General features: G+C 67.5%; 25 protein-coding genes, 1 tRNA gene and 1 pseudogene. 17 read left to right on the top strand and 10 right to left on the bottom strand.

Translation table 11 applies throughout. From position 1 onward, the window contains the following. Positions 1–4: 4 nt before the first annotated feature. Positions 5–580 (top strand): oxidative stress transcriptional regulator AosR, encoded by a 576-nt coding sequence (gene aosR / locus ACWETB_RS05480; RefSeq protein ID WP_452209816.1) that lies wholly within the window; start codon positions 5–7, stop codon positions 578–580. Then, complete coding sequence (locus tag ACWETB_RS05475; RefSeq protein ID WP_452209814.1) at positions 577–1,704, top strand: P1 family peptidase; 1,128 nt, start codon at positions 577–579, stop codon at positions 1,702–1,704. The genes aosR and ACWETB_RS05475 overlap by 4 nt, the downstream gene beginning before the upstream one ends. Before the next feature lie 34 nt (positions 1,705–1,738). Here ACWETB_RS05475 and ACWETB_RS05470 read toward each other — a convergent pair whose 3' ends face one another. Both ACWETB_RS05470 and ACWETB_RS05465 read right to left on the bottom strand, forming a co-directional pair. Then, a complete protein-coding gene (locus tag ACWETB_RS05470; RefSeq protein WP_452209812.1) occupies positions 1,739–2,128 on the bottom strand; it encodes a DUF4189 domain-containing protein in 390 nt (129 codons plus the stop codon). Between the two features lie 31 nt (positions 2,129–2,159). Then, entirely contained in the window at positions 2,160–2,948 is a 789-nt protein-coding gene (locus ACWETB_RS05465; protein ID WP_452209810.1) for an LppX_LprAFG lipoprotein, read from the bottom strand. A gap of 312 nt (positions 2,949–3,260) precedes the next feature. Between ACWETB_RS05465 and ACWETB_RS05460 the strand changes: the two genes are divergently transcribed. The 8 genes from ACWETB_RS05460 (at position 3,261) to rdgB (ending at position 8,739) form a co-directional block, all read left to right on the top strand. Next, the gene (locus tag ACWETB_RS05460) at positions 3,261–3,668 is read left to right on the top strand and encodes a Mov34/MPN/PAD-1 family protein (protein ID WP_452209808.1); all 408 of its coding nucleotides are present in this window, start codon (positions 3,261–3,263) and stop codon (positions 3,666–3,668) included. Positions 3,669–3,676: 8 nt separating this feature from the next. Continuing rightward, on the top strand, positions 3,677–4,009 hold the full coding sequence (locus ACWETB_RS05455; protein ID WP_452209806.1) for a MoaD/ThiS family protein: 333 nt from the start codon (positions 3,677–3,679) through the stop codon (positions 4,007–4,009). 3 nt (positions 4,010–4,012) lie between these two features. Continuing rightward, positions 4,013–4,984 (top strand): PLP-dependent cysteine synthase family protein, encoded by a 972-nt coding sequence (locus ACWETB_RS05450; RefSeq protein ID WP_452209804.1) that lies wholly within the window; start codon positions 4,013–4,015, stop codon positions 4,982–4,984. 37 nt (positions 4,985–5,021) lie between these two features. Continuing rightward, positions 5,022–5,651, top strand: a complete 630-nt coding sequence (locus ACWETB_RS05445) for a rhomboid family intramembrane serine protease (RefSeq protein ID WP_452209802.1) — start codon at positions 5,022–5,024, stop codon at positions 5,649–5,651. Next, positions 5,648–6,463 carry a glutamate racemase gene (murI, locus tag ACWETB_RS05440; protein WP_452209860.1) on the top strand — a complete coding sequence of 272 codons (816 nt, stop codon included), beginning with the start codon at positions 5,648–5,650 and terminating at the stop codon, positions 6,461–6,463. Before ACWETB_RS05445 ends, murI begins: the two co-directional genes overlap by 4 nt. An 87-nt stretch (positions 6,464–6,550) precedes the next feature. Then, positions 6,551–7,315, top strand: coding sequence for a cyclic nucleotide-degrading phosphodiesterase (locus ACWETB_RS05435; protein WP_449744110.1), 765 nt, complete (start codon positions 6,551–6,553; stop codon positions 7,313–7,315). A gap of 54 nt (positions 7,316–7,369) precedes the next feature. Next, on the top strand, positions 7,370–8,119 hold the full coding sequence (rph, locus tag ACWETB_RS05430) for a ribonuclease PH (protein ID WP_449744109.1): 750 nt from the start codon (positions 7,370–7,372) through the stop codon (positions 8,117–8,119). Next, complete coding sequence (rdgB, locus tag ACWETB_RS05425; RefSeq protein WP_348803264.1) at positions 8,119–8,739, top strand: RdgB/HAM1 family non-canonical purine NTP pyrophosphatase; 621 nt, start codon at positions 8,119–8,121, stop codon at positions 8,737–8,739. Before rph ends, rdgB begins: the two co-directional genes overlap by 1 nt. A 3-nt stretch (positions 8,740–8,742) precedes the next feature. On the opposite strand, the gene ACWETB_RS05420 is transcribed toward rdgB, so the two are convergent. Next, positions 8,743–9,111: a DUF3817 domain-containing protein gene (locus ACWETB_RS05420; protein WP_348803265.1), complete on the bottom strand. Its 369-nt coding sequence runs from the start codon at positions 9,109–9,111 to the stop codon at positions 8,743–8,745. 13 nt (positions 9,112–9,124) lie between these two features. Continuing rightward, positions 9,125–9,580 (bottom strand): transcriptional regulator, encoded by a 456-nt coding sequence (locus ACWETB_RS05415; protein ID WP_452209799.1) that lies wholly within the window; start codon positions 9,578–9,580, stop codon positions 9,125–9,127. 130 nt (positions 9,581–9,710) lie between these two features. Between ACWETB_RS05415 and ACWETB_RS05410 the strand changes: the two genes are divergently transcribed. Beyond that, positions 9,711–9,795: transfer RNA gene (locus ACWETB_RS05410), tRNA-Leu, on the top strand. Positions 9,796–9,845: 50 nt separating this feature from the next. On the opposite strand, the gene ACWETB_RS05405 is transcribed toward ACWETB_RS05410, so the two are convergent. Both ACWETB_RS05405 and ACWETB_RS05400 read right to left on the bottom strand, forming a co-directional pair. Further along, complete coding sequence (locus ACWETB_RS05405; RefSeq protein ID WP_452209797.1) at positions 9,846–10,124, bottom strand: Lsr2 family DNA-binding protein; 279 nt, start codon at positions 10,122–10,124, stop codon at positions 9,846–9,848. Continuing rightward, a pseudogene (locus ACWETB_RS05400) lies at positions 10,118–10,189 on the bottom strand (hypothetical protein); the annotation flags it as partial. The gene ACWETB_RS05405 and the pseudogene ACWETB_RS05400, both read right to left, overlap by 7 nt. A gap of 44 nt (positions 10,190–10,233) precedes the next feature. Between ACWETB_RS05400 and ACWETB_RS05395 the strand changes: the two are divergent. Continuing rightward, positions 10,234–10,455 (top strand): hypothetical protein, encoded by a 222-nt coding sequence (locus ACWETB_RS05395; protein ID WP_452209795.1) that lies wholly within the window; start codon positions 10,234–10,236, stop codon positions 10,453–10,455. A 36-nt stretch (positions 10,456–10,491) separates the two neighbouring features. Here the strand turns inward: ACWETB_RS05395 and ACWETB_RS05390 are convergent, their stop codons facing one another. Beyond that, positions 10,492–12,225, bottom strand: a complete 1,734-nt coding sequence (locus tag ACWETB_RS05390) for a hypothetical protein (RefSeq protein ID WP_452209793.1) — start codon at positions 12,223–12,225, stop codon at positions 10,492–10,494. Between the two features lie 222 nt (positions 12,226–12,447). On the opposite strand from ACWETB_RS05390, the gene ACWETB_RS05385 reads away from it, so the two are divergent. From ACWETB_RS05385 to ACWETB_RS05375, 3 genes are all read left to right on the top strand, one after another. Beyond that, the gene (locus ACWETB_RS05385) at positions 12,448–12,660 is read left to right on the top strand and encodes a hypothetical protein (RefSeq protein WP_449744105.1); all 213 of its coding nucleotides are present in this window, start codon (positions 12,448–12,450) and stop codon (positions 12,658–12,660) included. Further along, on the top strand, positions 12,660–14,159 hold the full coding sequence (locus ACWETB_RS05380) for a DUF7782 domain-containing protein (protein ID WP_452209791.1): 1,500 nt from the start codon (positions 12,660–12,662) through the stop codon (positions 14,157–14,159). The genes ACWETB_RS05385 and ACWETB_RS05380 overlap by 1 nt, the downstream gene beginning before the upstream one ends. A 149-nt stretch (positions 14,160–14,308) precedes the next feature. Further along, a complete protein-coding gene (locus tag ACWETB_RS05375) occupies positions 14,309–15,460 on the top strand; it encodes an acid phosphatase (RefSeq protein ID WP_449744103.1) in 1,152 nt (383 codons plus the stop codon). Between the two features lie 24 nt (positions 15,461–15,484). Here the strand turns inward: ACWETB_RS05375 and ACWETB_RS05370 are convergent, their stop codons facing one another. From ACWETB_RS05370 to ACWETB_RS05360, 3 genes are all read right to left on the bottom strand, one after another. Next, positions 15,485–16,681, bottom strand: coding sequence for a trans-sulfuration enzyme family protein (locus ACWETB_RS05370; RefSeq protein ID WP_452209789.1), 1,197 nt, complete (start codon positions 16,679–16,681; stop codon positions 15,485–15,487). Continuing rightward, positions 16,678–17,871, bottom strand: a complete 1,194-nt coding sequence (gene opgC / locus ACWETB_RS05365; RefSeq protein WP_449744101.1) for an OpgC domain-containing protein — start codon at positions 17,869–17,871, stop codon at positions 16,678–16,680. Before opgC ends, ACWETB_RS05370 begins: the two co-directional genes overlap by 4 nt. Positions 17,872–17,998: 127 nt before the next feature. Then, positions 17,999–19,783, bottom strand: a complete 1,785-nt coding sequence (locus ACWETB_RS05360; RefSeq protein WP_449744100.1) for an AMP-dependent synthetase/ligase — start codon at positions 19,781–19,783, stop codon at positions 17,999–18,001. 258 nt (positions 19,784–20,041) lie between these two features. On the opposite strand from ACWETB_RS05360, the gene ACWETB_RS05355 reads away from it, so the two are divergent. Both ACWETB_RS05355 and ACWETB_RS05350 read left to right on the top strand, forming a co-directional pair. Continuing rightward, on the top strand, positions 20,042–21,796 hold the full coding sequence (locus ACWETB_RS05355; protein WP_449744099.1) for a DEAD/DEAH box helicase: 1,755 nt from the start codon (positions 20,042–20,044) through the stop codon (positions 21,794–21,796). 163 nt (positions 21,797–21,959) lie between these two features. Further along, positions 21,960–22,292: a rhodanese-like domain-containing protein gene (locus ACWETB_RS05350; protein ID WP_348803282.1), complete on the top strand. Its 333-nt coding sequence runs from the start codon at positions 21,960–21,962 to the stop codon at positions 22,290–22,292. Positions 22,293–22,312 lie beyond the last annotated feature (20 nt).

Genomic DNA, 22,312 nt, shown 5'->3' with positions numbered 1-22,312 from the left:
ACACGTGCGCACCTGGAAACGTCAGGGTCGTGGTTCGCGTATGCGGATCCGTTCCAACCTCGACCGCAACGAGGTCGAGCTGCTTACCTCGATGGTCTCGTCGATGATCGACCTCCTGCATGAGCGGGAGTCGAGCGCACCGATCGACGATCTCGCGGAGCTCACCGGAATCCGGACCGGGCATTCCGCGCCGCCGGGGGATGTGACCCTGGGGCGGTTGCTGCCGGACTTCCATCGGCCCGATCAGGAACGCGAACTGGCCGCCGACATGGTCAACGGCGATCTGAACGCGGCGCTGCGCAGCATCAACGAACCGAAGATCATCGACGCGAAGACGGCCGCGGCCAAGACCCTGCTCGATTCGCTCCCGCCCGGCGGTGGCGACATCGCACTGACCGAGGCGCAGGCGCTGGACTGGCTGACCGCACTCAACGACGTGCGACTCGCGCTCGGCGCCATGCTGGGGATCTCCGAGGACACCCCGGATCAGTTGCCCGAGGGCCATCCGCACGCCGCACACCTCGACGTCTACCACTGGCTCACGGTGATGCAGGAACTCCTGGTGGAGTCGTTGATGTGAGCGCCGCGGCCCATGCCGGTGGCCCCGGCGACGCGCCGGTGAGCCGTCGGGGAGATCGCCTCACCGACGTCGCCGGGATCACCGTCGGCCATCACCATCGCCTCGACGACGACGTCGTCGTCGGTGGAGATCGGCCCGGCGATCAGCCCGGGTCGGGCTGGGCCGCCGGGACCACGGTCGTCCGCATTGCCGGTCCGGACCCGCGGGCCGCGGTGGACGTGCGTGGTGGTGGGCCGGGGACGCGTGAGACCGACCTGCTCGACCCGTCCAACACGGTGACCGTCGCCCACGCGATCGTGCTGACCGGCGGCAGCGCCTACGGGCTCGCGGCCGCCGACGGCGTGATGGCCGAGCTGGAACGTGCCGGTGTCGGACTGCCGATGGACATCCACGGCCACGTCGTGCCGATCGTGCCGGCGGCGGTGATCTTCGATCTCCCGGTGGGCGGCTGGGATCGTCGTCCCGACGCGGGGTTCGGCGCGGCCGCGACACGCGCGGCGGCGCAGGACTTCGCGATCGGCAGTGTCGGAGCCGGAACCGGCGCCCGCGCCGGCGGCCTGAAGGGCGGTGTGGGTACCGCGAGCCGGCTCATCGAAGCGGGACCGGCGGCCGGCGTCACGGTCGGTGCGCTGATCGTGGCCAATCCGGTCGGGACGGTGATCGATCCGGCGACGGGGTTGCCGTGGGGTGCCCCGATCGCCGACCTCGAGCGGTTCGGGCTGCGTCAACCGACTTCGGAGGATATCGCTGCGGTGGCCGACATCGCTTCCAAGGCAACGGTTCTCAACACGACGATCGGTGTGGTGGCCACCGATGCGGCACTGAGCCCGGCGTCGCTGCGACGGATGGCGGTGGCCGCACACGACGGCCTGGCCCGCGCGATCGTCCCGGTGCATTCACCGCTGGACGGCGACACCATCTTCGCGGTGTCCACCGGGGCCCGCCCGGTGGAACCGTCGCCGCTCATCCCACCGGGGATGAACCCGGAGGCCGCCGTGCTCACCCAGGTCGCCCAGGTGGCGGCGGAGGTGACGCGCGACGCGGTCTGGCAGGCGGTGATCGCCGCGCGGCCGGTGGCCGGCATTCCCGCCTACGCAGACGTGGTGCCGTCGGCATTGCGCTGACGGCACCACGTGGTGCTGGATGGGTCGGGGAGTGTCAGTCGTGTCCGCTGGTGCACACCCAGGTGTAGATCTCCCCGCCGCCCGCGGCATAGAGCGCGTTGGACTGGGCGGTGTAGAGGCTCGAGCCGCGTCCGTAGCCCCAGTAACTCGGCGATGACGCGACCGCACCGCAGCCGTTGACGAAGTCGACGACGACCTTGCAGCCGTACCCGCACGCGCCGAGCGCAGCGGCGTCGGCCTCGGCGTAGGAGTCGTAATCCCAGGCGCGGCCGACGGTGCCGTCGGAGGTGTTCAGCGCGATGGCGCCGTAGTAGTTGCCGTACGCGTGGGCCGGTGCGGTCTCCAGCGCGGCCGGGGCGACGACGGCCGCACCCACCGCGCCCACTGCGGCCGCAGCGGCGACGAAGCGCTTGCGAATGGTCATGGCTTTCTGCCTTTCGTGGGTGGGTGGGGTGTCAGGCCGGCACGCGGGAGGCGTCGGCCGGGTTCGGCGGCGTCGAGGCGCTCGGTGTCACGATCTGTGACGGCTTGCTCACCTCGACGGTGTCATTCCACTTCGAGAGGGTGATCGTCATCGACGAGTTGGGGACGGGTGTGATGGCCACCCGGGCCAGCTGATTGTCAGCGGTGATCCACACAGTGATCGGGACCTGCGCATCCTGATTCGCGGTGACGTTGACCCCCGTCAGCGGTGCCAGGGTCATCGCCGCGACGGTGCCGGTGACCTGAGTGGCCTGCACCCCGTCGACGTCGGCCGCACCGGTCTTGGTCGGGTTCTGGATCTGCCGGAGAAGATTCGCCAGACCCTTGTCCGGATCCAGTACCACCGACACGTCGTAGATGGACCGGCCATCGCCGTAGTCCACGAATCCCTGACCACCGATATCCGCGTAGAGATGCTTGTCGACGTAGACGAACGGGGCCTTCACCTCGGTGGTACCGAGCAGCACGGTCGCGGTGCCCTTGGCCGCCATCTGCGGCTTGGTGGTGACATCGGCCTCGACCGCCTTGGCGGTCAGATTGGGGATGGTCCCGGTCACCGCCAGGTTCAGGTGGGCGCCGGTCAGGGCGGCGGTCGAGTCGGCGGCGGCACTGACCAGCGCCGCCGGATCGGTGATCGTCGAGGTGGCCGTCGTCGAACCCGACGAACCACTCTCGGAACCCGACGAACAGCCGGTCAGGGCGAGGGCGGCGGCGATACCCGCCGCGACGGCTGCAGTGGCAACACGCTGGGCACGTTGCATGAAATGGCACTCCTTTTCTGTGGTCCCCGAGGCCGGTGGTCGATGTGAGAATCCGGCACCGCAGATCGAGGTAGGCACACGCTACAACGGGCCCCTGCAGGTCAACCCCCTATGTGGATCGGATGGATGACATGCGTTCGGAGGACGGGTCGGCGAGGTGATCGGAACGGGTGATCGACTCACGGCTGGGGTTGGGGCGCCGTTGAGATTGTGGTCGCCACGGAATAGCCCGGTCGCCGGCGTCGTTGATGTCCGGCGGACATTGCCTGCCCGCCGGGGCGGGCCCGGAGGATCGCGGCGGAGGACGAGTCGGTGTTGAGGATCGGTCGGGACCTGGTGGATCAGATGATCGCGCATGCGCGCGCCGATCACCCCGACGAGGCGTGCGGCGTCATCGCCGGCCCCGAGGGTTCCGACGACCCGCAGCGGTTCATCCCCATGGTCAACGCGGAGCGCTCGCCCACGTTCTACCGATTCGATTCGCTCGAACAGCTCAAGGTGTGGCGTGAGATGGACCGCAATGACGAGGAACCGGTGGTCATCTACCACTCACACACCGCGACCGAGGCATATCCCAGCCGCACCGACATCTCCTACGCGAGTGAACCGAACGCCCACTACGTCCTGGTGTCCACCCGGGAGCCCGATATCGCGCAGGTGCGCAGTTACCGGATTCTCGACGGGGTGGTCACCGAAGAAGAGATCGAGATCAGGAGCTGAAGAACACCATGGCCGTCACCGTTTCCATCCCCACAATCCTGCGTACCCACACCGGTGGTGAAAAGCGGGTTGACACAAGCGGATCCACATTGTCCGAGGTGATCGACAATCTGGAGTCGGTCAACCCCGGCATCCGTGACCGTCTCGTCGCCGACGGCAAGCTGCACCGTTTCGTCAACGTCTACGTCAACGACGAGGACGTCCGTTTCTCCGGCGGACTCGACACGTCGATCGACGACGGCGACGAGGTGACCATCCTGCCCGCGGTCGCCGGCGGGGCCGGATTCGAGGTCACCGCCGGCGGGGCCGGAGTGCGGTTTCCGGCCGGCGGAGCACGCTGAGGCGTGGCGCGCTACGAGTCGCTGATCGCCTCGGTTGGCAACACCCCGCTCATCGGTCTGCAACGGCTCTCGCCCCGGTGGGACGACTCCGACGACGGCCCGCATGTGCGATTGTGGGCCAAACTCGAGGACCGCAATCCCACCGGTTCCATCAAGGACCGTCCGGCGTTGCGCATGATCGAGCAGGCCGAACGCGACGGTGTTCTGACGCCGGGCGCGACGATCTTGGAGCCGACGAGCGGAAACACCGGGATCTCGCTGGCGATGGCAGCGAAGCTCAAGGGCTATCAGCTGATCTGCGTGATGCCGGAGAACACCTCGGAGGAACGTCGATCACTGCTGCGGATGTACGGCGCGCAGGTCATCTCCTCACCCGCCGCGGGTGGTTCGAACACCGCGGTCCGGGTGGCCAAGGAACTCGCGGCCGACCACGACGACTGGGTGATGCTCTACCAGTACGGCAACGAGGCCAACTGGCTCGCGCACTACGAGGGCACCGGTCCGGAACTGTTCGTCGATCTGCCCGAGATCACCCACTTCGTCGCCGGGCTGGGAACCACCGGAACCCTCATGGGGGTGGGGCGGTATCTGCGTGAGCGTGTGCCGGGCGTGCAGATCGTGGCCGCCGAACCCCGCTATGGGGACGAGGTCTACGGCCTGCGCAACATCGACGAGGGCTTCGTCCCGGAGTTGTACGACGACACGGTGCTGACGCGCCGGTTCTCGGTGCAGGGTGTCGACGCGGTGGCGCGGGTGCGCGAACTCATCGACACCGAGGGGATCTTCGCGGGCGTCTCCACCGGCGCGATCCTGCAGGCGGCGCGCGGCGTCGGACGGCAGGCCATCAAGAAGGGGGAACGCGCCGACATCGGGTTCGTCGTCCCCGACGCGGGGTGGAAGTATCTGTCGACCGGGGCGTACGACGGTAGCCTGGAGGAGGCCGAACAGGCCCTCGAGGGGCAGCTCTGGGCGTGAGTCCTGTGGCCGGCCCCCATCGGTGAATGAGGAGGACATGACCGTCACACCGCCGACCGCGACCCCACGCGCCGGCCGACCGCTGTGGCAGCGATCGGCCATCGTCATGGCGGCCATCGTGGCCCTGCTGGTGATCATCGAGGCCATCGACGCGGCCACCCGCTACCAACTCGATGATGCGGGTATCGAGCCGCGGCAGATCGACGGTCTCGACGGCATCCTGTGGGCCCCGTTCCTGCACGCCGATTGGGAACACCTGTGGGCCAACCTCATTCCGGGTATCGTGCTCGGCTTCCTGGTGCTGATGACTCGGCGGTTCCTGATCGTGACGGCCATCGTGTGGGTGATCTCGGGGCTCGGGGTGTGGCTGATCGCGCCGCCCTACACGATCACCGTCGGCGCGTCGGGGATCATCTTCGGCTGGCTGACCTTCCTGCTCGTGCGCGGCCTGTTCAACCGGGACTTCTGGCAGGTGTTGCTGGGTGTCGGTCTCTTCCTCGTGTACGGCTCGGTGCTGTGGGGAGTGTTCCCCGGCACATTCGGGGTGTCCTGGCAGGGCCATCTCTTCGGGGCCATCGGCGGCGTGGTGGCCGCCTGGTACCTCGCCGACCGTGACCGTCGACGCCCGAATCGTGGTGCCGGGACCACTCCGGGGGTGACGTCATAACCGCATCATCATCATCGACGCCCGATGCTCCGATCGGCATCTTCGATTCCGGCGTCGGCGGGCTCACCGTCGCCCGCGCGATCATCGATCTGCTGCCCGACGAGGACATCGTCTATATCGGCGACACCGCCAACGGCCCGTACGGTCCGCTGACCATTCCGCAGATCCGCAAACACGCTCTCGCGATCGGCGACGACCTCGCCGAGCGCGGCGTCAAGGCCATCGTCATCGCGTGCAACACTGCGTCGGCGGCATGCCTGCGTGACGCCCGGGAACGCTATGCCCCGATCCCGGTGGTAGAGGTCGTGCTGCCGGCGGTGCGGCGTGCGGTGGTGGCCACCAAGACCGGGCGGATCGGGGTGATCGGCACCGAGGCCACGATCGCCTCGCGTGCGTACCAGGATTCCTTCGCCGCGGCCCGCGACGCGCAGATCACCGCGGTCGCCTGCCCGAGATTCGTCGACTTCGTCGAACGCGGCATCACCAGTGGGCGACAGATCCTCGGTCTGGCCCAGGGATATCTGGAACCGCTGCAGGAGGCCGACGTCGACACCGTCGTCCTGGGGTGTACGCACTATCCGCTGTTGTCCGGCGTGATTCAGTTGGCGATGGGTGACGAGGTCACGCTGGTGTCGAGTGCGGAGGAGACGGCCAAGGACCTGTTCCGGGTTCTGACCGAGGGTGACATGCTGCACCCGCATTCCGATCGCGAGGCCGAGCGGGTCTTCCAGGCGACCGGTGACCCCGCGTCGTTCGCCAAGTTGTCCAGCCGTTTCCTCGGTCCCACCATCGGGGCGGTGGCTCGCATCTGAGGAATGTCGACACCGATTCGCCGGCCCGCAACCGACTTGTGCCCGATACCTGATCACCATGCCATGCGCGCATGGCATGGTAGGAACATGCGTCTCACGGTCCTCGGGTGCTCGGGAAGTGTGGGCGGGCCGGGGGCGGCCTGCTCGGGGTACCTGTTTGCCGCGCCGGGTGAGCAGCCGGTGCTTGTCGACTGCGGGCCCGGGGTGATCGGTGAACTCATGAGGGTGGCCGATCCCGACAACATCGCGGTGGTGCTCAGCCACATGCACGCCGACCATTGTCTCGATCTACCCGCGATGCTGGTGTGGCGTCGCTACGCCCCACCCGGTCCCGCACCGGAGAAGGCGCCGCTGTACGGCCCGTCGGGTGTTGCGACGCGCATCGGTGCGGCGTCCTCGGAATATCCGGGCGAGATCGACGACATCAGCGACACCTTCGACGTGCACGAGTGGAGCGACGGGATGGAGATCACCCTCGGTGGCCTGCGTATTCAGGCGCTCGCGGTTGATCACCCGCCGGAGACCTATGGGATGCGGATCACCGGACCGGACGGGCATGTGGTGGCCTTCAGCGGTGACACCGGCCCGTGCGACGAACTGATCGACGTCGCCGCGGACGCGGACCTGTTCCTGTGCGAGGCGTCGTGGACCCATGACCCGGCCACCCGTCCCGAACACCTGCACCTGTCGGGTATCGAGGCGGGAGAGGCCGCGACGAAGGCCAATGTGAAGACGCTCGCGATCACCCACGTCGCGCCGTGGTGTGACGCCGAAACCATTCTCGCCGAGGCCCGGAGCACGTTCTCGGGACCGGTCGAGCTGGTGCGGCAGGGCCAGATCTTCCACTTCTGAGCCGGCGCGTGGGGGGCGTCGTCGGTGTCTGCGGCGATGTCTACAGTTGGTGAGGTGACCACACGCGCTGACGGCAGGGCCGACGACGAACTCCGACCGATCACCATCACCCGCGGATTCACCAGCCATCCGGCTGGATCGGTGCTCGTGGAATTCGGCGAGACCCGGGTGATGTGCACCGCGAGCGTCACCGTCGGCGTGCCGCCGTGGCGGCGCGGGTCGGGACTGGGGTGGCTCACCGCGGAGTATTCGATGCTGCCCGCGGCCACCCACGAACGGTCTCGTCGGGAATCGGTCAAGGGCAAGATCGGTGGCCGCACACACGAGATCAGCCGGCTCATCGGACGTTCCCTGCGGGCCTGCATCGACCTGGCCGCGTTGGGGGAGAACACCATCGCCCTCGATTGCGACGTCCTGCAGGCCGACGGCGGTACCCGCACCGCGGCGATCACCGGCGCCTACGTGGCCCTCGCCGACGCGGTCACCTGGCTCGGTGCGGCAGGCCAACTCAGCGATCCGCAGCCACTGTCGTGCATGATCGCCGCGGTCAGCGTCGGCGTCGTCGACGGCCGGGTGCGTCTGGACCTTCCCTACGAGGAGGATTCCCGCGCAGAGGTCGACATGAATGTGGTCGCCACCGACGCCGGCACGCTGGTCGAGGTGCAGGGGACCGGTGAGGGTGCGACCTTCCCGCGTGCCACCCTCGAGAAGCTGCTCGACATCGCCGAGGTGGGCACGGCCAAACTGTTCGAGGCCCAGCGGATCGCGCTGGAGCAGCCGTACCCGGGCGAGCTTCCGGCCTGATGGCCAATCGGATTCTGCTGGCGAGCCGCAACGCCAAGAAGCTTGCCGAACTGCAGCGGGTCGTCGACGCGGCGGGGATCGTAGGACTCGAGGTGATCGGACTCGACTCGGTGCCCGACTACCCCGAAGAACCCGAGACGGGCGCCACGTTCGAGGAGAACGCGCTGATCAAGGCACGTGCCGGGGCGCGGGCCACCGGCCTGGTCTGTCTCGCCGACGATTCGGGGCTGTCGGTGGATGCGCTCAACGGGATGCCCGGGGTGCTGTCGGCGCGGTGGAGCGGCCGCCACGGCGACGATGCCGCCAACAACGACCTGCTGCTGAATCAGATCGGTGACGTGCCCGACGAGCGTCGCGGTGCCGCGTTCGTCTCCGCGTGTGCACTCGTCGCGCCCGACGGTTCCGAAACCGTGGTGCGAGGGGAGTGGCGTGGCACGATCCTGCGTGTCCCGAGGGGCGCCAACGGCTTCGGTTACGACCCGCTGTTCATCCCCGACGACGCCGTCGCGGCCGGCCGATCGTCGGCGGAACTCTCTGCGCAGGAGAAGGATTCACTGAGCCATCGCGGAAAGGCGTTGGCGCAGTTGGTTCCCGCGCTACGAGGCCTGGCCGCCGACTGATCTCTACAGCGTCTCGCCGCCTATCCCGTACTGCGCCTTCACTTCCTTGGTCCGGATGTGTTCGACGTAGAAGGACAGGAACGGGATGGTGCCGGCGATGGCGGTCACCAGGATCTTGCCCAGCGGCCAGCGCACCTTGATGGCCAGGTCCACCGCCAGGATGAGGTAGACGAAGTACACCCACCCGTGCACGATCGGGACGAAGTCGAGGGCGGCGACGTCGAATCCGTACTTGAGGATCAGTTCTGCGACGAGTAGCAGCAACCACAGACCGGTGATCCAGGCGAGAATGCGGTACCGCAGGAGCGCTCCCTTGACCTTCTCGATCGGTGCGGCCGCTGGTGCGACGTCGGTCGCGGATTTGTCGCTCACTGAAATGGGATCCTCACTTCTCGGATGTGTCGGTATCGGCCGGCGGCACGGTCTCGCGCAGGGCGGCGTGGGCGTGGTCGGCGGCGTTGAGTTCGGCCAGGTATTGGTTGTACTCGCGCAGCGACGGATCGTCGTCGTCGGCCCGGTCGCGCTGCAGGGTCGACGCACTGGGGATCGTCGGACGCTCGGGCAGGATGCCCTCGGGGATCTCGGTCGCGGCCTTGTTCTCGGCAATCTTGCGCGCCTCGTCCGGATCGCTCTCGAGGACCACGAAGCGGCGGTACGCCCAGACGAAGGCGAACCCGAAGGCCGGCCACTGCAGCGCGTATCCGAGATTCTGTTCAGTGCCACCGCCGGACTCGTAGGTGTCCCACTGCCACCAGGCCAAACCCAGGCAGGCGATTGCCGCGGCGACCGCGAGCACCAGGAGTGCGGGGCGGTGACGACGACGGCCGGACTGCGTAGACATACCCACGACGGTACCTGGCCTGCGCCGATGCTCTGCCGGGCGGTCGGGGTGATCTGCGTCAACGGTGACGCCGACGCTCGGGCTGATGCGGTTCGCGGGAAGTGCAGACGGTAGGCTGTGCTCGCAGCACGCGCGAGTGGCGGAATTGGCAGACGCGCTGGATTTAGGTTCCAGTGTCTACGGACGTGGGGGTTCAAGTCCCCCCTCGCGCACCAGCATTCACCTCGGTCGGTGACCCCTATGGCGAGGAACCTCGGCGTTGGTCTCAGTGCGCCGCGTCGTACGCGTCGACGACGTTGCGAGGTAGGCGACCCCGGGCGGAGACGGAGTATCCGTTCGCAGTGGCCCACTCCCGGACCTGCGCCGGGTCCGGCGTGGTGGATTGGCGTCGGGTGGGCGGATCGATGCGTGTCGCGGTGGGGTGACGTCGACCCCCGACGCGGGTGGAGACGGCGAGCAGTTTGGCGAGCGGGACCCGTCCTCGATCTTCGCGAGGTTCACCTTCGAGGTATCGAGCCGGTAGACGACGCCCGCCCAGGACCACATCACACTGCGTGCATCGTCGACACCGAGGGGTTTGCCATCGAGGTCGTCGACGAACGAGGTCACCTTCACCCTTGCCACGTGATGCACGTTAACACATGGATAATCCGATGTCGCAAATCAGGGAGGACGATGGACGTCGGCGACGCGTGGCGACGCGGCACCGTATCCGGGATCGGCTCGCCGCCAAGTACGATCGGCGACGCCGCGAACGCGAACGCAACCGCGCCCGCATCGCCGACGGTGTCGCCCCACTTACCCCGCCACGCCCGAAACGACGCGAGAAGCGATACCCCGTCGTGTCCGACGACGGCGCACCACCACCCTTCTGAGGGTGAGGCCGCAACCGCGGCCGGTTCAGGGTGTGATTAGCCGATTCCCGGAATTTGAATCGGCAGACCGGGTATCGGCTGCCGGGTGGTCGTGGTCGACGCCGCGCCGCGGTTCGGCGTGCCCGACGGCCGAGTACTCGACGGCGTGCTCGCACGGGAGCCCGCGCGCGGAGGGGCGGTCGGCGTCGTCGTGCTCGCCGACGGAAGGGTGGCGTTGTCGCGGTTGAGCTGCGCGCCACGCCCCGTGCCGGTGGTGTCGTCTTCGGTGAAGCACATCGAGCGAATCACGTTGTGGAAGTTGACAAGTCCATAGGTGAGGGGAAGTGCGGCGACGGCACCGATGGCACGAGTCGGGGAGAGGAAACCGACGGTCGGACTGCCGAAGATCTCACCTTCGGCGAGACCGCCGACCGTGGTGAACAGGTACAGCGACAGGTAGTACGAGTAGTACGCGGCCGTGAGCGACTTGGTGACGGTGAGGTCGGCGACGCTAACCGTCTCCAGCGGGTTGTCCCCCTGATCGAGGTTGTGCTTGAGGCCGATGACGATGTCGAGCGGCGCACCGCCGACGTACGGGATCAGGCTGCCCAACAGCGAGGCGGCGCCCTCGAGCTGCGTGAAATCCGCGGGATCGGCAGGAATCAGATTGTGCGGAATCCGAGTTGTCTTCATCCGCGCCAGGATCGCATCGGTTTCGCGTGCGACCTGCGTCCTCTGCGCGTCGGTGGTCGCGGTGCTCTGCACGTAGTCGCGGGTGCGGGTCACGATGCGGCTCAGCGGGACGTTACCCACGGCGTCACAGGTCTCGTTGTCGGCCAGCGAGAGCTGATTGGCCACGCTTCGAATAACCGCGGGAATGTCGATGTCGTAGGTGACGTCCTCGCTCGGGCGGCCCGCCTCGGCTCGCTGGTCCTCGGTCACCCGAGCCACGCACTGGTTCATCACCATGTTCGAGATGGCCTGATAGGTGTACTGCGCACCGAGCGCCCCACCCTGGACCGCGATCTGCAGGATCGTGTTGTAGGTCAAGTAGCCCTGGAAGCTCGCGAGCGACGTGCCTTCGAGGGGACTGCCCAGGAACGGCGTCAACTGCAGCGCGAACTTCGTCGGCGCGATCACCGTCGCGAACAGGTACAGCCACGCCGTCTCGACCGCCTGCGCGAGAGTGATGTTGCCGACCGGAATGGCCTCACCCTCCTGGCCGTCCTTGATCTTCAACAGCTGCATGACCATCCACTGCGAGATCGGTCCGCGGTACTTCAGCGATGGATCGTCGGTGTCGGCGCCGAGTGCCATCGGGTTGTCGGAGATGGCCAGGGTGGAGACGTTGAGCCGCTTCATATCCCGATGTGCGGCATCGCGAGCGGCGTAGGCGTTGGCCCGCAACTGCGGCGGCAACGAGGGGAGAAGTGACTCGAAGAGGGAATCGTAGACCACCGACATCGTGGTGAACTCGCCGCTCACGCACACGGTGGCCTGACCGCGGTTCTCATCCAGCGGCCGCAGCAGCGACCGCGGGCTCGCCGCGATCCGGTCGATGCGCTCCTGGAAGGTCTCGGCCGGCTTGGTGGCCGGCGTCCTCGGCGGTGCGGTCTGCTTGGCGACCGGTGTCGGGACCGGGGCGAGGGCCGGGCTCAGGACGGCGGCCGACCCGTTCGACGTGAAAGCGCTGGCCGAGAACGCCGTCAACGTGGCAACCGCGGACACCCGGACAAACCACGTCTTGCCCCGCCCCGACCGCTGACCCCGCATCGAACCCACCACTGCCACCTGCACTCCTCAGCCTCCCCGGTGCGCTGGGAGGACACGGACGAGCCGTCCACGCGCACCACGACACCGTCGCCACGCAACCTCACGACGGTCAGAATCTGAGGAAAAGTTAGCATAACCTTGCCTGAACGAAAGGATCGTGAGCAGGATCACCATCACATCCGGTAACACCGAACGTCAACGTTGGTTGACGATGATGGCTGCGACGTGCACGATGGGGGCATGCACACAGGAATCGGCACCGGGGACTCCGGCGACCCCGACAATCCGGTGTCGGCGTTGGCTGAGGTTGCCGACCGTCGCCGGCAGCTCGCACGTGACGAGGAGGTCGCGGTCCGGCGGGCTCGGACGGCGGGTCTGTCCTGGGCGGAGATCGGCGTGGTGCTCGGTGTGTCCAAGCAGGCAATGCACAAGAAGTACCGGCGGGTCGGCTGATGAGCGATCTTCCGCTGCAGTCGACATCCGTCGTCGATTCCTTGGGTTCCGACCTGTGCGCTGCGGGGTACACCGCCGACGGGGTGTCGGAGTTACTGGGCGTAGAGGCGAATGAGGCATTGGGTCGCGGGGTCTGGTGGCCCGCGCTCCGCGCCACCGGCGCCGATACTGCTTCTCCGTCGCTCGCCACTCTGGTCCGAGTGTTTCTCCTGGGCTCGGATGAGCCGGAAACCGCCGTCACGCAGGCATTTCCGACGACCGGCGTCGACGTCCTCATCGACGCGGGCGTAATCGAGCGAGTTGCCGACGGCCGCCTGCGTGCGGTCCTGGATATCCGGCCGCACGCCGATGACGTCCGGGACTACCTGGTCGTATCCGACCAGGACGCGGCCGTGCGGTCCGGTCCCGTGGCCCACGACCACGTTCTGGGGATCGGTGGTGCGTCGATCTCGTTGGTGCGCGCGGTGATCCGTGACCCGGTCGAGAGTGCGCTCGATCTCGGCACCGGGTGCGGGATCCAGGCACTGCATCTGGACGCGCACTGCGAGTCGATCGTGGCCACCGACACCAACCCGCGGGCGCTCGCCCTGGCCGCGGCGACCGCGCGGATCAACGGAATGGATTGGGACCTGCGAGCCGGCAGCCTCTTCGAGCCGGTGGCCGACGAGCGGTTCGACCTGGTCGTGTCCAACCCGCCGTTCGTCGTCGGGGCCGGTGGGCAGGACTACATCTACCGGGATTCGGGGATGGCCGGAGATATGATGTGCGCCAACATAATTCGGCAACTCCCGGATCATCTGACCGACGGTGGCACGGCGCAGCTGCTCGCCAACTGGATCGTGCGTGACGGCGAGGACTGGCGCGACCGGATCGTGGGCTGGCTTGACGGAACCGGACTCGACGCCTGGGTGGTGCAACGCGAACTCGCCGATCCGATCAGTTACATCTCGCTGTGGCTCTCCGATGCCGGCGAAGACCCGGAGCAGATCGCCCGCCGCGGGTCGGACTGGCTGGACTGGTTCGCCGAGGAGCAGATCACCGGGATCGGGATGGGTGTGATCACCGTGCGCCGCAACGGCCGTCGCATTCCGGACCACACCATCGAGGAGATCACCGGGGCGGGTGAGGAGGTGACCGGCGAGGAGGCACGCGCCTTCCTCGACCGGCGCGATTACCTACTCGGACACGACGACGCGCATCTGCTGGCTGCGCGGTTGCGGACCGCGCCGGTCTTCCTCGAATCGCAGTCACTACCCGGCGACGGCGGCTGGCAGGAGATCGGGTCATCGGTGCGGCGACCCGGCGGGCCCGGCGCCGTTCTCGGCGTCGACGAGGTGTCCCGTGCACTGTTGGCCGGATGCCGCGGGCAGGTCCCCCTCGGCACGCTGATCGATCTGCTCGCCGGCGTCCACGACGTCGACGCCGACGCGCTGGCGCAGGCGGCCATCCCGGTGATCCGCGAGGCGATCGGCCGCGGAATCCTGTTCGAGACACGCTGATCCGCCGGCCGGCATTCTGGGCGGAATGTCGTTTTCGGAGGCAATGGTCACCCAGTGTTCACCTCGTGTGCGACCGCCTGATGCCGAGTGATCCATCGCGCTTCGTGAGGTGAGTGCGACAGCGGTACGACGGGTCGATCGGAGGAATCATGGTGCGTCCGAAGTGGACAAAGATCATGGCTGCGGCGGTGGCGGCGGTGGCATTGATGGCGCCGACGGTGGCGACGCACGCCCCGGCCGCCGCCGCTCCGGCATGTACGTTCACCTCGACGGCCGTACCGGCGTCGACGGGATTCACCGCGGCACAGAAGTCCGACCCGTTCACCACCGCGGCACCGGCCAATCACATCGCCATCCTCGACGGGTTCTCGCGCACGTCGCCGCTGGTCCGGCAACAGAACCTCGCGGAGACGGTGGCCGTCAACACCACCGCCTCGCCCGCGACCGCGCGGTATGCCGTCGACGACAACTACGCGATCGAGGGTCCGGCCATATTCAACGCCCTCGGATCGCAGCTGGCGCCGGCCTTCTCGGCGGCGCTGCGGGCCGGACAGTTGCCCAAGACCTCCGAACTGCTCCTGGGCGAGGAGTCGATCGCCGGGGAACGCATCAGCACCACCAAGGAGAAGAAGTACTTCCAGTATCCACGCCCGTTCGAGGTTGCGCCCCAACTCATTCGACGATACGGCGACGGTCGCCCGGACCTGTACGCCGCGGTCAAGGGCAGCGGCTCGTATCCGTCCGGACACACTACTTGGGGGTACACCCAGGCATTCCTGATCGCCTCGATGCTGCCGGAGATCGGTCCGCAGATCCTGGCCCGCGGCGCGGAGTACGGCTATCACCGCATCGTCCTCGGCGTGCACTACCCGCTCGACGTGATGGGTGGCCGGATGCTGGCCCAGGCCACCGCCTCAGAACTGCTCGGCGATCCCGGATTCGCCGCCCTGTTCGCCGCCGCCCGCACCGAACTGCGTGGCGTGCTGCAGGCCCGGGTGGGCGCACCGATCGGCTCCGTCGCGGCCTGTCAACAGCCGTGGGAGCCGACGGCGACGGCGCTGGCCGACTACCGGCAGCGGGCGAGCTACTCGTTCCTGCCGACCGGTGACACCGCATCCGCGCTCACCGTGCCGACCGGGGCGGAGAACCTCATTCGTGCCGCACATCCCGGGCTGAGTGCCTCCCAGCTCCGAAACATCCTGGCCCGCACCGCACTTCCGGCAGGATATCCGCTGGACAAGTCCGGGCCGACCGGGGGATGGCAGCGTCTGGACATCGCCCGCGCCTGGGTCACCCACTGACCTGTCACCCACTGACGCGCGCGCTCACCCGAAGGTGGCGTCGAGGGCGCCGATGAGATCGGCGATCAGATCGTCGGCGTCCTCGAGTCCGACCGAGAACCGCAGATGTCCGAACGTGCGGAACGGCTCCGGATAGGCGGCCACCCGTGGGCCGTCGGTGCCGACGTGAACGATGAGCGACTCGTCGTGGCCCAGGGAGACCGCCGAGGTGATCACCCGGAGGTGGGAGACGAAGCGGTTCTGGGTGGCCGGATCGCCGTCGACCGCGAACGCCATCATCGCGCCGAATCCGCGGCCACCGAACTGGCGTGCGGCGAGCTCGTGCTGCGGGTGCGACGTGAGGCCGGGGTAGGCGACGAAGGCCACCCGGGGATCACCCGCGAGGACCGCGGCGACGCGCTCGGCGGTGCGCTGATGCTGGCCGAGCCGTAGCGGCAACGTGATCGAGCCGCGCTCGATGAGCCAGGCGTTGAACGGGGAGATGACCCCGCCGACATCGACCATCGCCTCGCATTTGATCTGCCCGATGCGCTCGGCATCGCCGATCACGGCTCCGCCCATGGCATCTCCGTGCCCGTTGATGTACTTGGTCAACGAATGCACCACCAGGTCGGCGCCGTCGTCGAGCGGGCGATACAGCGGCGGTGGGGTGAAGGTCGAATCGACCAGCAGGACGGCGCCGGCGTCATGGGTGAGCGTTGCGAGGGCGGAGATGTCGGCGACCTTGGTCGTCGGATTGGCGATGGCCTCGGTGATCACCATCCGGGTCTGCGGCCGCATCGCCGCGGCCACCGCGTCGAGATCGGTGATGTCGACGAAGCTCGCCTCGATCCCGTACTTGCGGGGGAGCAGTTCGGTCCACAGCTTCCACGTCGCCTCGTAGGTGGTGTCGGACACCACGACGTGGTCGCCGGCGGCGACGAAGGTGAAGAATGCCGCATGCAGCGCCGCGACACCCGAGGCGAGGGCCACGGCGTCCTCGCCGTGGTCGAGGACCGCCAGTTTTCGTTGCAGGGCAAGCTGATTGGCGCCCGAGTTGCGGGTGTAGAGCAGGTCATCGGTGCCCGACCAGTCGACCGCCTCCGGATTCGGGGGCAGGTGATAGGAGTTGGCCATGGTGATCGGTGTGCGGATCGCGGCGCCTCGGGTGTCGTTGCCGGCGTGGACGGCGGTCGTCATGTCACCGGCGGTGGCGATCACCTCGTCGCGATTGCCGCTCATGACGGTGATCCGGCGGAGACCGAGCGGCGAACCGACGAGTGTGTGGCGGAGGCGACACCGACGGGCCGCACGGCCGGTGCGGGCATCCTCCGCGCGATGGCCGCGGTGATCGGCGCCGCGAGAATCGCCGGCAGATGATGCAGCTTGTCGACGTGGCAGGCACGCCGGAACTCCGCCCACGCCCAGCATGCTCCGAACACTCCGACGGCGATCGCCGTCATCGACCACGTCGACCACGGCCGATCCAGGATCATGATCGGCACGACGACCAGGCCCAACGACTGGATGACATAAGAGTCCAGACTCCGGGCACCCGACAACATCAACGGTCGCAGCCAGTCGCGATGCCACTGGGCGAGGAAGACACGGAAGACGCCATAGACGACAGGGACGACGACCCAGGCGCCGACGACTCGCGCCACGCCCAGGTCGAGCTTGTCGCCCAGCGCCGGCTCGAAGGCGGCGAGGGGGCCGTCGATCACCAGGAAACCCATTGCCGCGGCCACAATGGCGGCCACCAGGACCAGCAGTGGCAGGTGCCGTTCGATCCTGGTCGCGAGGTGCCACCGCCGCCAATTCCACCCGATCGCAAGGGCGGGCACGAACAGAACCTGCCAGGCCGCCCAGTTCTGGATCCGGGGCGCGGTCATGTCGGCGGTGAGATAGAACCAGTCCGGCGGATTGGTCTGGGCGAGTATGTACAGTCCGATCGACGCGGCGACGACCGCCGCCCACCACCCGCGCGCCAGCATCGGCAGGATGGCGAAGGCCGAGGCCATCAAGACCATGTACATCAGCAGGATGTTCCCGCCGCTCGGCAGGTACGCCATCGTGACCGAGGCCCAGATACCCTCGGCCCACCCGTCCACCGGCAGCAGCCAGGTGAGCCGGAAGTAGCCGGCCATCCCCGCGGCCACCGCCACCAATGCAATGGTGAGCTGGCAGACGTAGAGGACCGCGAGGCGGGCGGCGAGCTTGCCGAAGGCGTACCGCATGCCGTGTGCGTCGATCCAGCCGTGATGGACCAGCCCGAGGATGAACCCGGACACCAGGACGAACACACTCATGCCGTCCACGTAGGGGAAGGCATGGGTAGGCATGGCGATCTTGGCGCCGTCGGCGAAGTGGGCGGTGATCATGCTCCAGATCGCCAGGCCGCGCGTCACGTCGATGGCGAGGTCCCGGTTCATCGCCCAGAGACTATGGCCGGGCCGTCGCCCCCAGGGCCACGACGCGCCGTCGAGTCCCAATCGTCACATTTGTCACTTGAGTAACAGGAGTCTCACCCCGCCATCGAAAGACGCAGGTGACCGTTGATCAGGTGTACAGGTCAGCGATCGCCTGCTTGTAGGTGTCGCTGATGACGTTGCGCTTGAGCTTCATCGTCGGCGTGAGCTCGCCGGATTCGATGGTGAAATCGGACTCGAGGATGTCGAACTTCTTGATGGCCTCGGCCTTGGACACCTTCGAATTCGCCTCCGCGACGGCCGCGTCGATCTCGGCGCGCAGCGCCTCGTTCTTGATGAGGTCGGTCATCGGAGTGTCGGCGGGCAGGTGGTGGCGCTCGAGCCACCCCGGGGCCGCCTCCGTGTCGATGGTGATGAGTGCGCCGATGAACGGCATATTGTCGCCGACCACGAGGCACTGGCTGACCAGCGGATGGGCGCGGATCGCGTCCTCGAGCTGGGCGGGGGAGACGTTCTTGCCGCCGGCGGTGACGATGATCTCCTTCTTGCGGCCGGTGATGAACAAGAACCCGTCGTCGAGATGTCCGATGTCGCCGGTGTGAAACCAGCCGTCTCGGATCGCGTCCGCGGTGGCCTGGGCGTTGTGCCAGTAGCCGGTGAACACCACCGGACCCTTGAGCAGCACCTCGCCGTCCTCGGCGATGGCGACGCTGACGCCGGGCACCGGCCGTCCGACCGAACCGACCTTCTGGTGGTCCTCGTTGTTGGCGGTCACCGCGGCGGTCGTCTCCGAGAGCCCATAACCCTCGTACACCGGGATGCCGACGCCGCGGAAGAAATGTCCGAGCCGGGCGCCGAGGGGGGCCCCGCCGGAGATGGCGCCCTCGCAGTTGCCGCCCAGCGCGGCGCGCAACTTCTTGTACACCAGCACGTCGAACAGCTTGTGCTGCAACGACAACATCAATCCGGCCGAACCGTTCTCGGTGGCCTTGCTGTAGGCGATGGCGGTGTCGGTGGCCCGATCGAAGATGGCGCCCTTGCCGCCGTCGTAGGCCTTCTGCTTGGCCGAGTTGAAGACCTTCTCGAACACCCGCGGCACCGACAGGATGTAGTTGGGCTTGAAGACCGCGAGGTCGTTGATCAGATTCGGGATGTCGTTGGTGTGGCCGAGGATCACGCCGTTCTCGACACACCCGACGGCCACGACGCGTGCGAAGACGTGGGCCAGCGGCAGGAACAGCAGGGTGGAGCGGCCCTCGACCAGTCCGGCGCCCACCGCGTCGCGGGTGGCGGCGCACTCGGCCAGGAAGTTGGCGTGGGTGAGTACGACGCCCTTGGGCCGGCCGGTGGTGCCCGAGGTGTAGATCAGGGTGGCGGCGTCGGAGGAGAGCTGGTTCGCGTGTCGCTCGTCGAGTACCTCGTCCCCGAGCTTTTCGCCCCGCTTGCTCAGCTCGGCCAGTCCGTGGCGGTCGATCACCAGGGTCTCGCGCAGCGGATCGGGGGAGAGGATGACCTCCTGATGCTTGGTGAACTGCGCCTCGGATTCGATGATCAGAAGGGTGGTGCCGGAGTTCTCGACGATGTATTGGACCTGATCGGTGGCCGAGGTCTCGTAGATCGCGACGGTGACCGCGCCCGCGCGCCAGATCGCGTAGTCCAGGACCGTCCACTCGTAGCGCGTCGACGACAGGATCGCGACCCGATCACCGGCCTGCACGCCCGAGGCGATGAGTCCCTTCGCGACGGCATCGACCTCGTCGGCGAAGTGCTTGGCCGTCACCGTGATCCACGTTCCGGACGCGCGCTTCTTGAACAGCGGCATGGTGGGCCGCTGTTCGCGGTAGCGCAAGATCGCGTCGACCGTCGTGGCCTTGTCGTCGATGGCGAGGTCGGACGGGGTGGTGTATTCCTGCATGACGCTCCTGGGTGAATACGGTGTGGTCGAATATGGGTGATCGAATACGGGCATTTCGGGCAGACGGTGCGAGTCACATGGCCGCTGCGTAGTGGTAAGTGGCACCTAGGGTATCAGCAACCCGGTGGCGCCGATCACAGTGCGGATCGACCGTCGCGACGTCGGAGAAACCGATGTCACCACGGCCAAACCGCCGCAGATAAGGACTCTGGCCGTCGCGCGCATTACAGTTATCTCGATGAACGGGACACGCAGACAATGACCGATCAGCCCGACACCGATTCGCCGTCGATGAGCTTCGACGACCTCGACATCGACGACCGCGTTCGCAGCGCGATCGCCGAGGTCGGCTATGAGACCCCGTCGCCGATTCAGGCGGCCACCATTCCACCGCTGATGTCCGGCCGCGACGTCGTCGGACTCGCGCAGACCGGCACCGGCAAGACGGCCGCATTCGCCATCCCGATCCTCTCGCGGATCGATCCGGCGCTGCGCCGTCCCCAGGCACTCGTCCTGGCGCCGACGCGCGAACTCGCGTTGCAGGTCGCCGAGGCATTCGGCAAGTACTCGGCGCACATGCCCGACGTCCGCGTGCTGCCGATCTACGGCGGCCAGAGCTACGGCGTGCAACTCGCCGGGCTCAAGCGCGGCGCGCAGGTGATCGTCGGCACCCCCGGCCGTGTCATCGATCACCTCGACAAGGGCACCCTCGACATCTCCCAACTCGAGTACCTGGTGCTCGACGAGGCCGACGAGATGCTCACCATGGGCTTCGCCGAGGACGTCGAACGCATCTTGGCCGAGACCCCCGACGACAAGCAGGTGGCGCTCTTCTCGGCCACCATGCCCAGCGCCATCCGCCGGCTGGCCCAGCGGTACCTGCACGATCCGCAGGAGATCACCGTCAAGGCCAAGACGGCGACGGCGCAGAACATCACCCAGCGCTACCTGCAGGTGTCCCATCAGCGCAAACTCGACGCGCTGACCCGTTTCCTCGAGGTCGAGTCCTTCGACGCGATGATCGTCTTCGTCCGCACAAAATCGGGCACCGAGGAACTCGCCGAGAAATTGCGCGCACGTGGTTTCTCGGCCGTGGCGATCAACGGCGACATGGTGCAGGCGCAGCGTGAGCGGACCATCAATCAGCTCAAGGACGGCACGATCGACATCCTGGTCGCCACCGACGTGGCCGCCCGCGGACTCGACGTCGAGCGCATCTCCCACGTCGTCAACTACGACATCCCGCACGACACCGAGTCCTATGTGCACCGCATCGGCCGCACCGGACGCGCCGGCCGATCGGGCAACGCGTTGCTGTTCGTCTCGCCGCGGGAGCGTCACCTGCTGCGGGCGATCGAGCGGGCCACCCGGCAACCGCTCACCGAGATCGGATTGCCGTCGGTCGAGGATGTCAACGCCCAGCGGGTGGCTCGCTTCGCCGACTCGATCACCGAGAACCTCGGTTCGGACAACCTCGACATGTTCCGCAAACTCGTCGAGGACTACGCGCGTGACAAGGACGTGGCGATGGCCGACATCGCCGCCGCGCTGGCGCTCGAGACCCGCGACGGCGGCTTTCTGATGGCACCCGACCCGCCCGCGGGAGAGCGGCCCGAACGCCGCGAACGCGCCCCACGCAAAAGCGGCGGCGGATTTGCCACCTACCGCATCGCGGTGGGCCGCAAACACAAGGTGTCGCCCGGCGCGATCGTCGGCGCGATCGCGAACGAGGGCGGACTCACCCGGGGTGATTTCGGCAACATCAGCATCCGCGACGATTTCTCGCTGGTGGAACTGCCCGACAACCTCGATCGCGAGACGCTGGAGTTGCTGCGCAACACCCGGATCGGCAAGAACCCGATCGATCTGCGCAAGGACATGGGCCCCCCGCGTGGTCGGGGCGGCAACAAACGCACGGGTCAGGGGCAGCGTGGGCGCGACGGTCACAACTCCCGTGGGGACGGCTGGGGTAAGCGGGGTTCGCGCCACGTCGCCGGACGGCCGCGGAACTGACTCACTGACCCGGCGATCCGCGACCGGTGGCTCCGGCGTGTCCGGGTTGAGGCGATGTTGGGCGTTTCGAGATTTTTCCGTAACCTTTGTCGGGGGGATCGCGGGCGACCGTGTTCGCGCCCCCGTCGTACAACATCTCAGCAACATCAGGAGTGAGTCCCCAGTGTCAGTGGTGGATCCCATCTCGGCAGCCGAAGCCATGTCCCACACCCGCCGCGGCGATGCCGTGGTTCTCGACGCGCGCCCGCAGGTCGTGCGGCATCAGGGGAGCCTGCCCGGAGCGGTCGTCGTCGAGCCGACCGATGTCCGCGAGCGCCTCGCGCCCACGCCGTCGGGCACCTTCCCGGTGATCGGTCACCCCGACACCGAGATCAACGTGGTGTCGGTCTCGTCACAGGCGCCTCGCATCGCCGAACAGATCGCCGACCTCGGCTACACCAATGTCCACTACATCGACGGCGGCTATCGGGCGCTGCGCAGCAACCCCGGATCGTAATCGGCGTCCTGCCGCCCCGG

The organism is Gordonia sp. NPDC003950, from assembly GCF_053605205.1.
The sequence above is the reverse complement of the archived record's forward strand: the minus strand, read 5'-3'. Positions and strand labels throughout refer to the sequence as shown.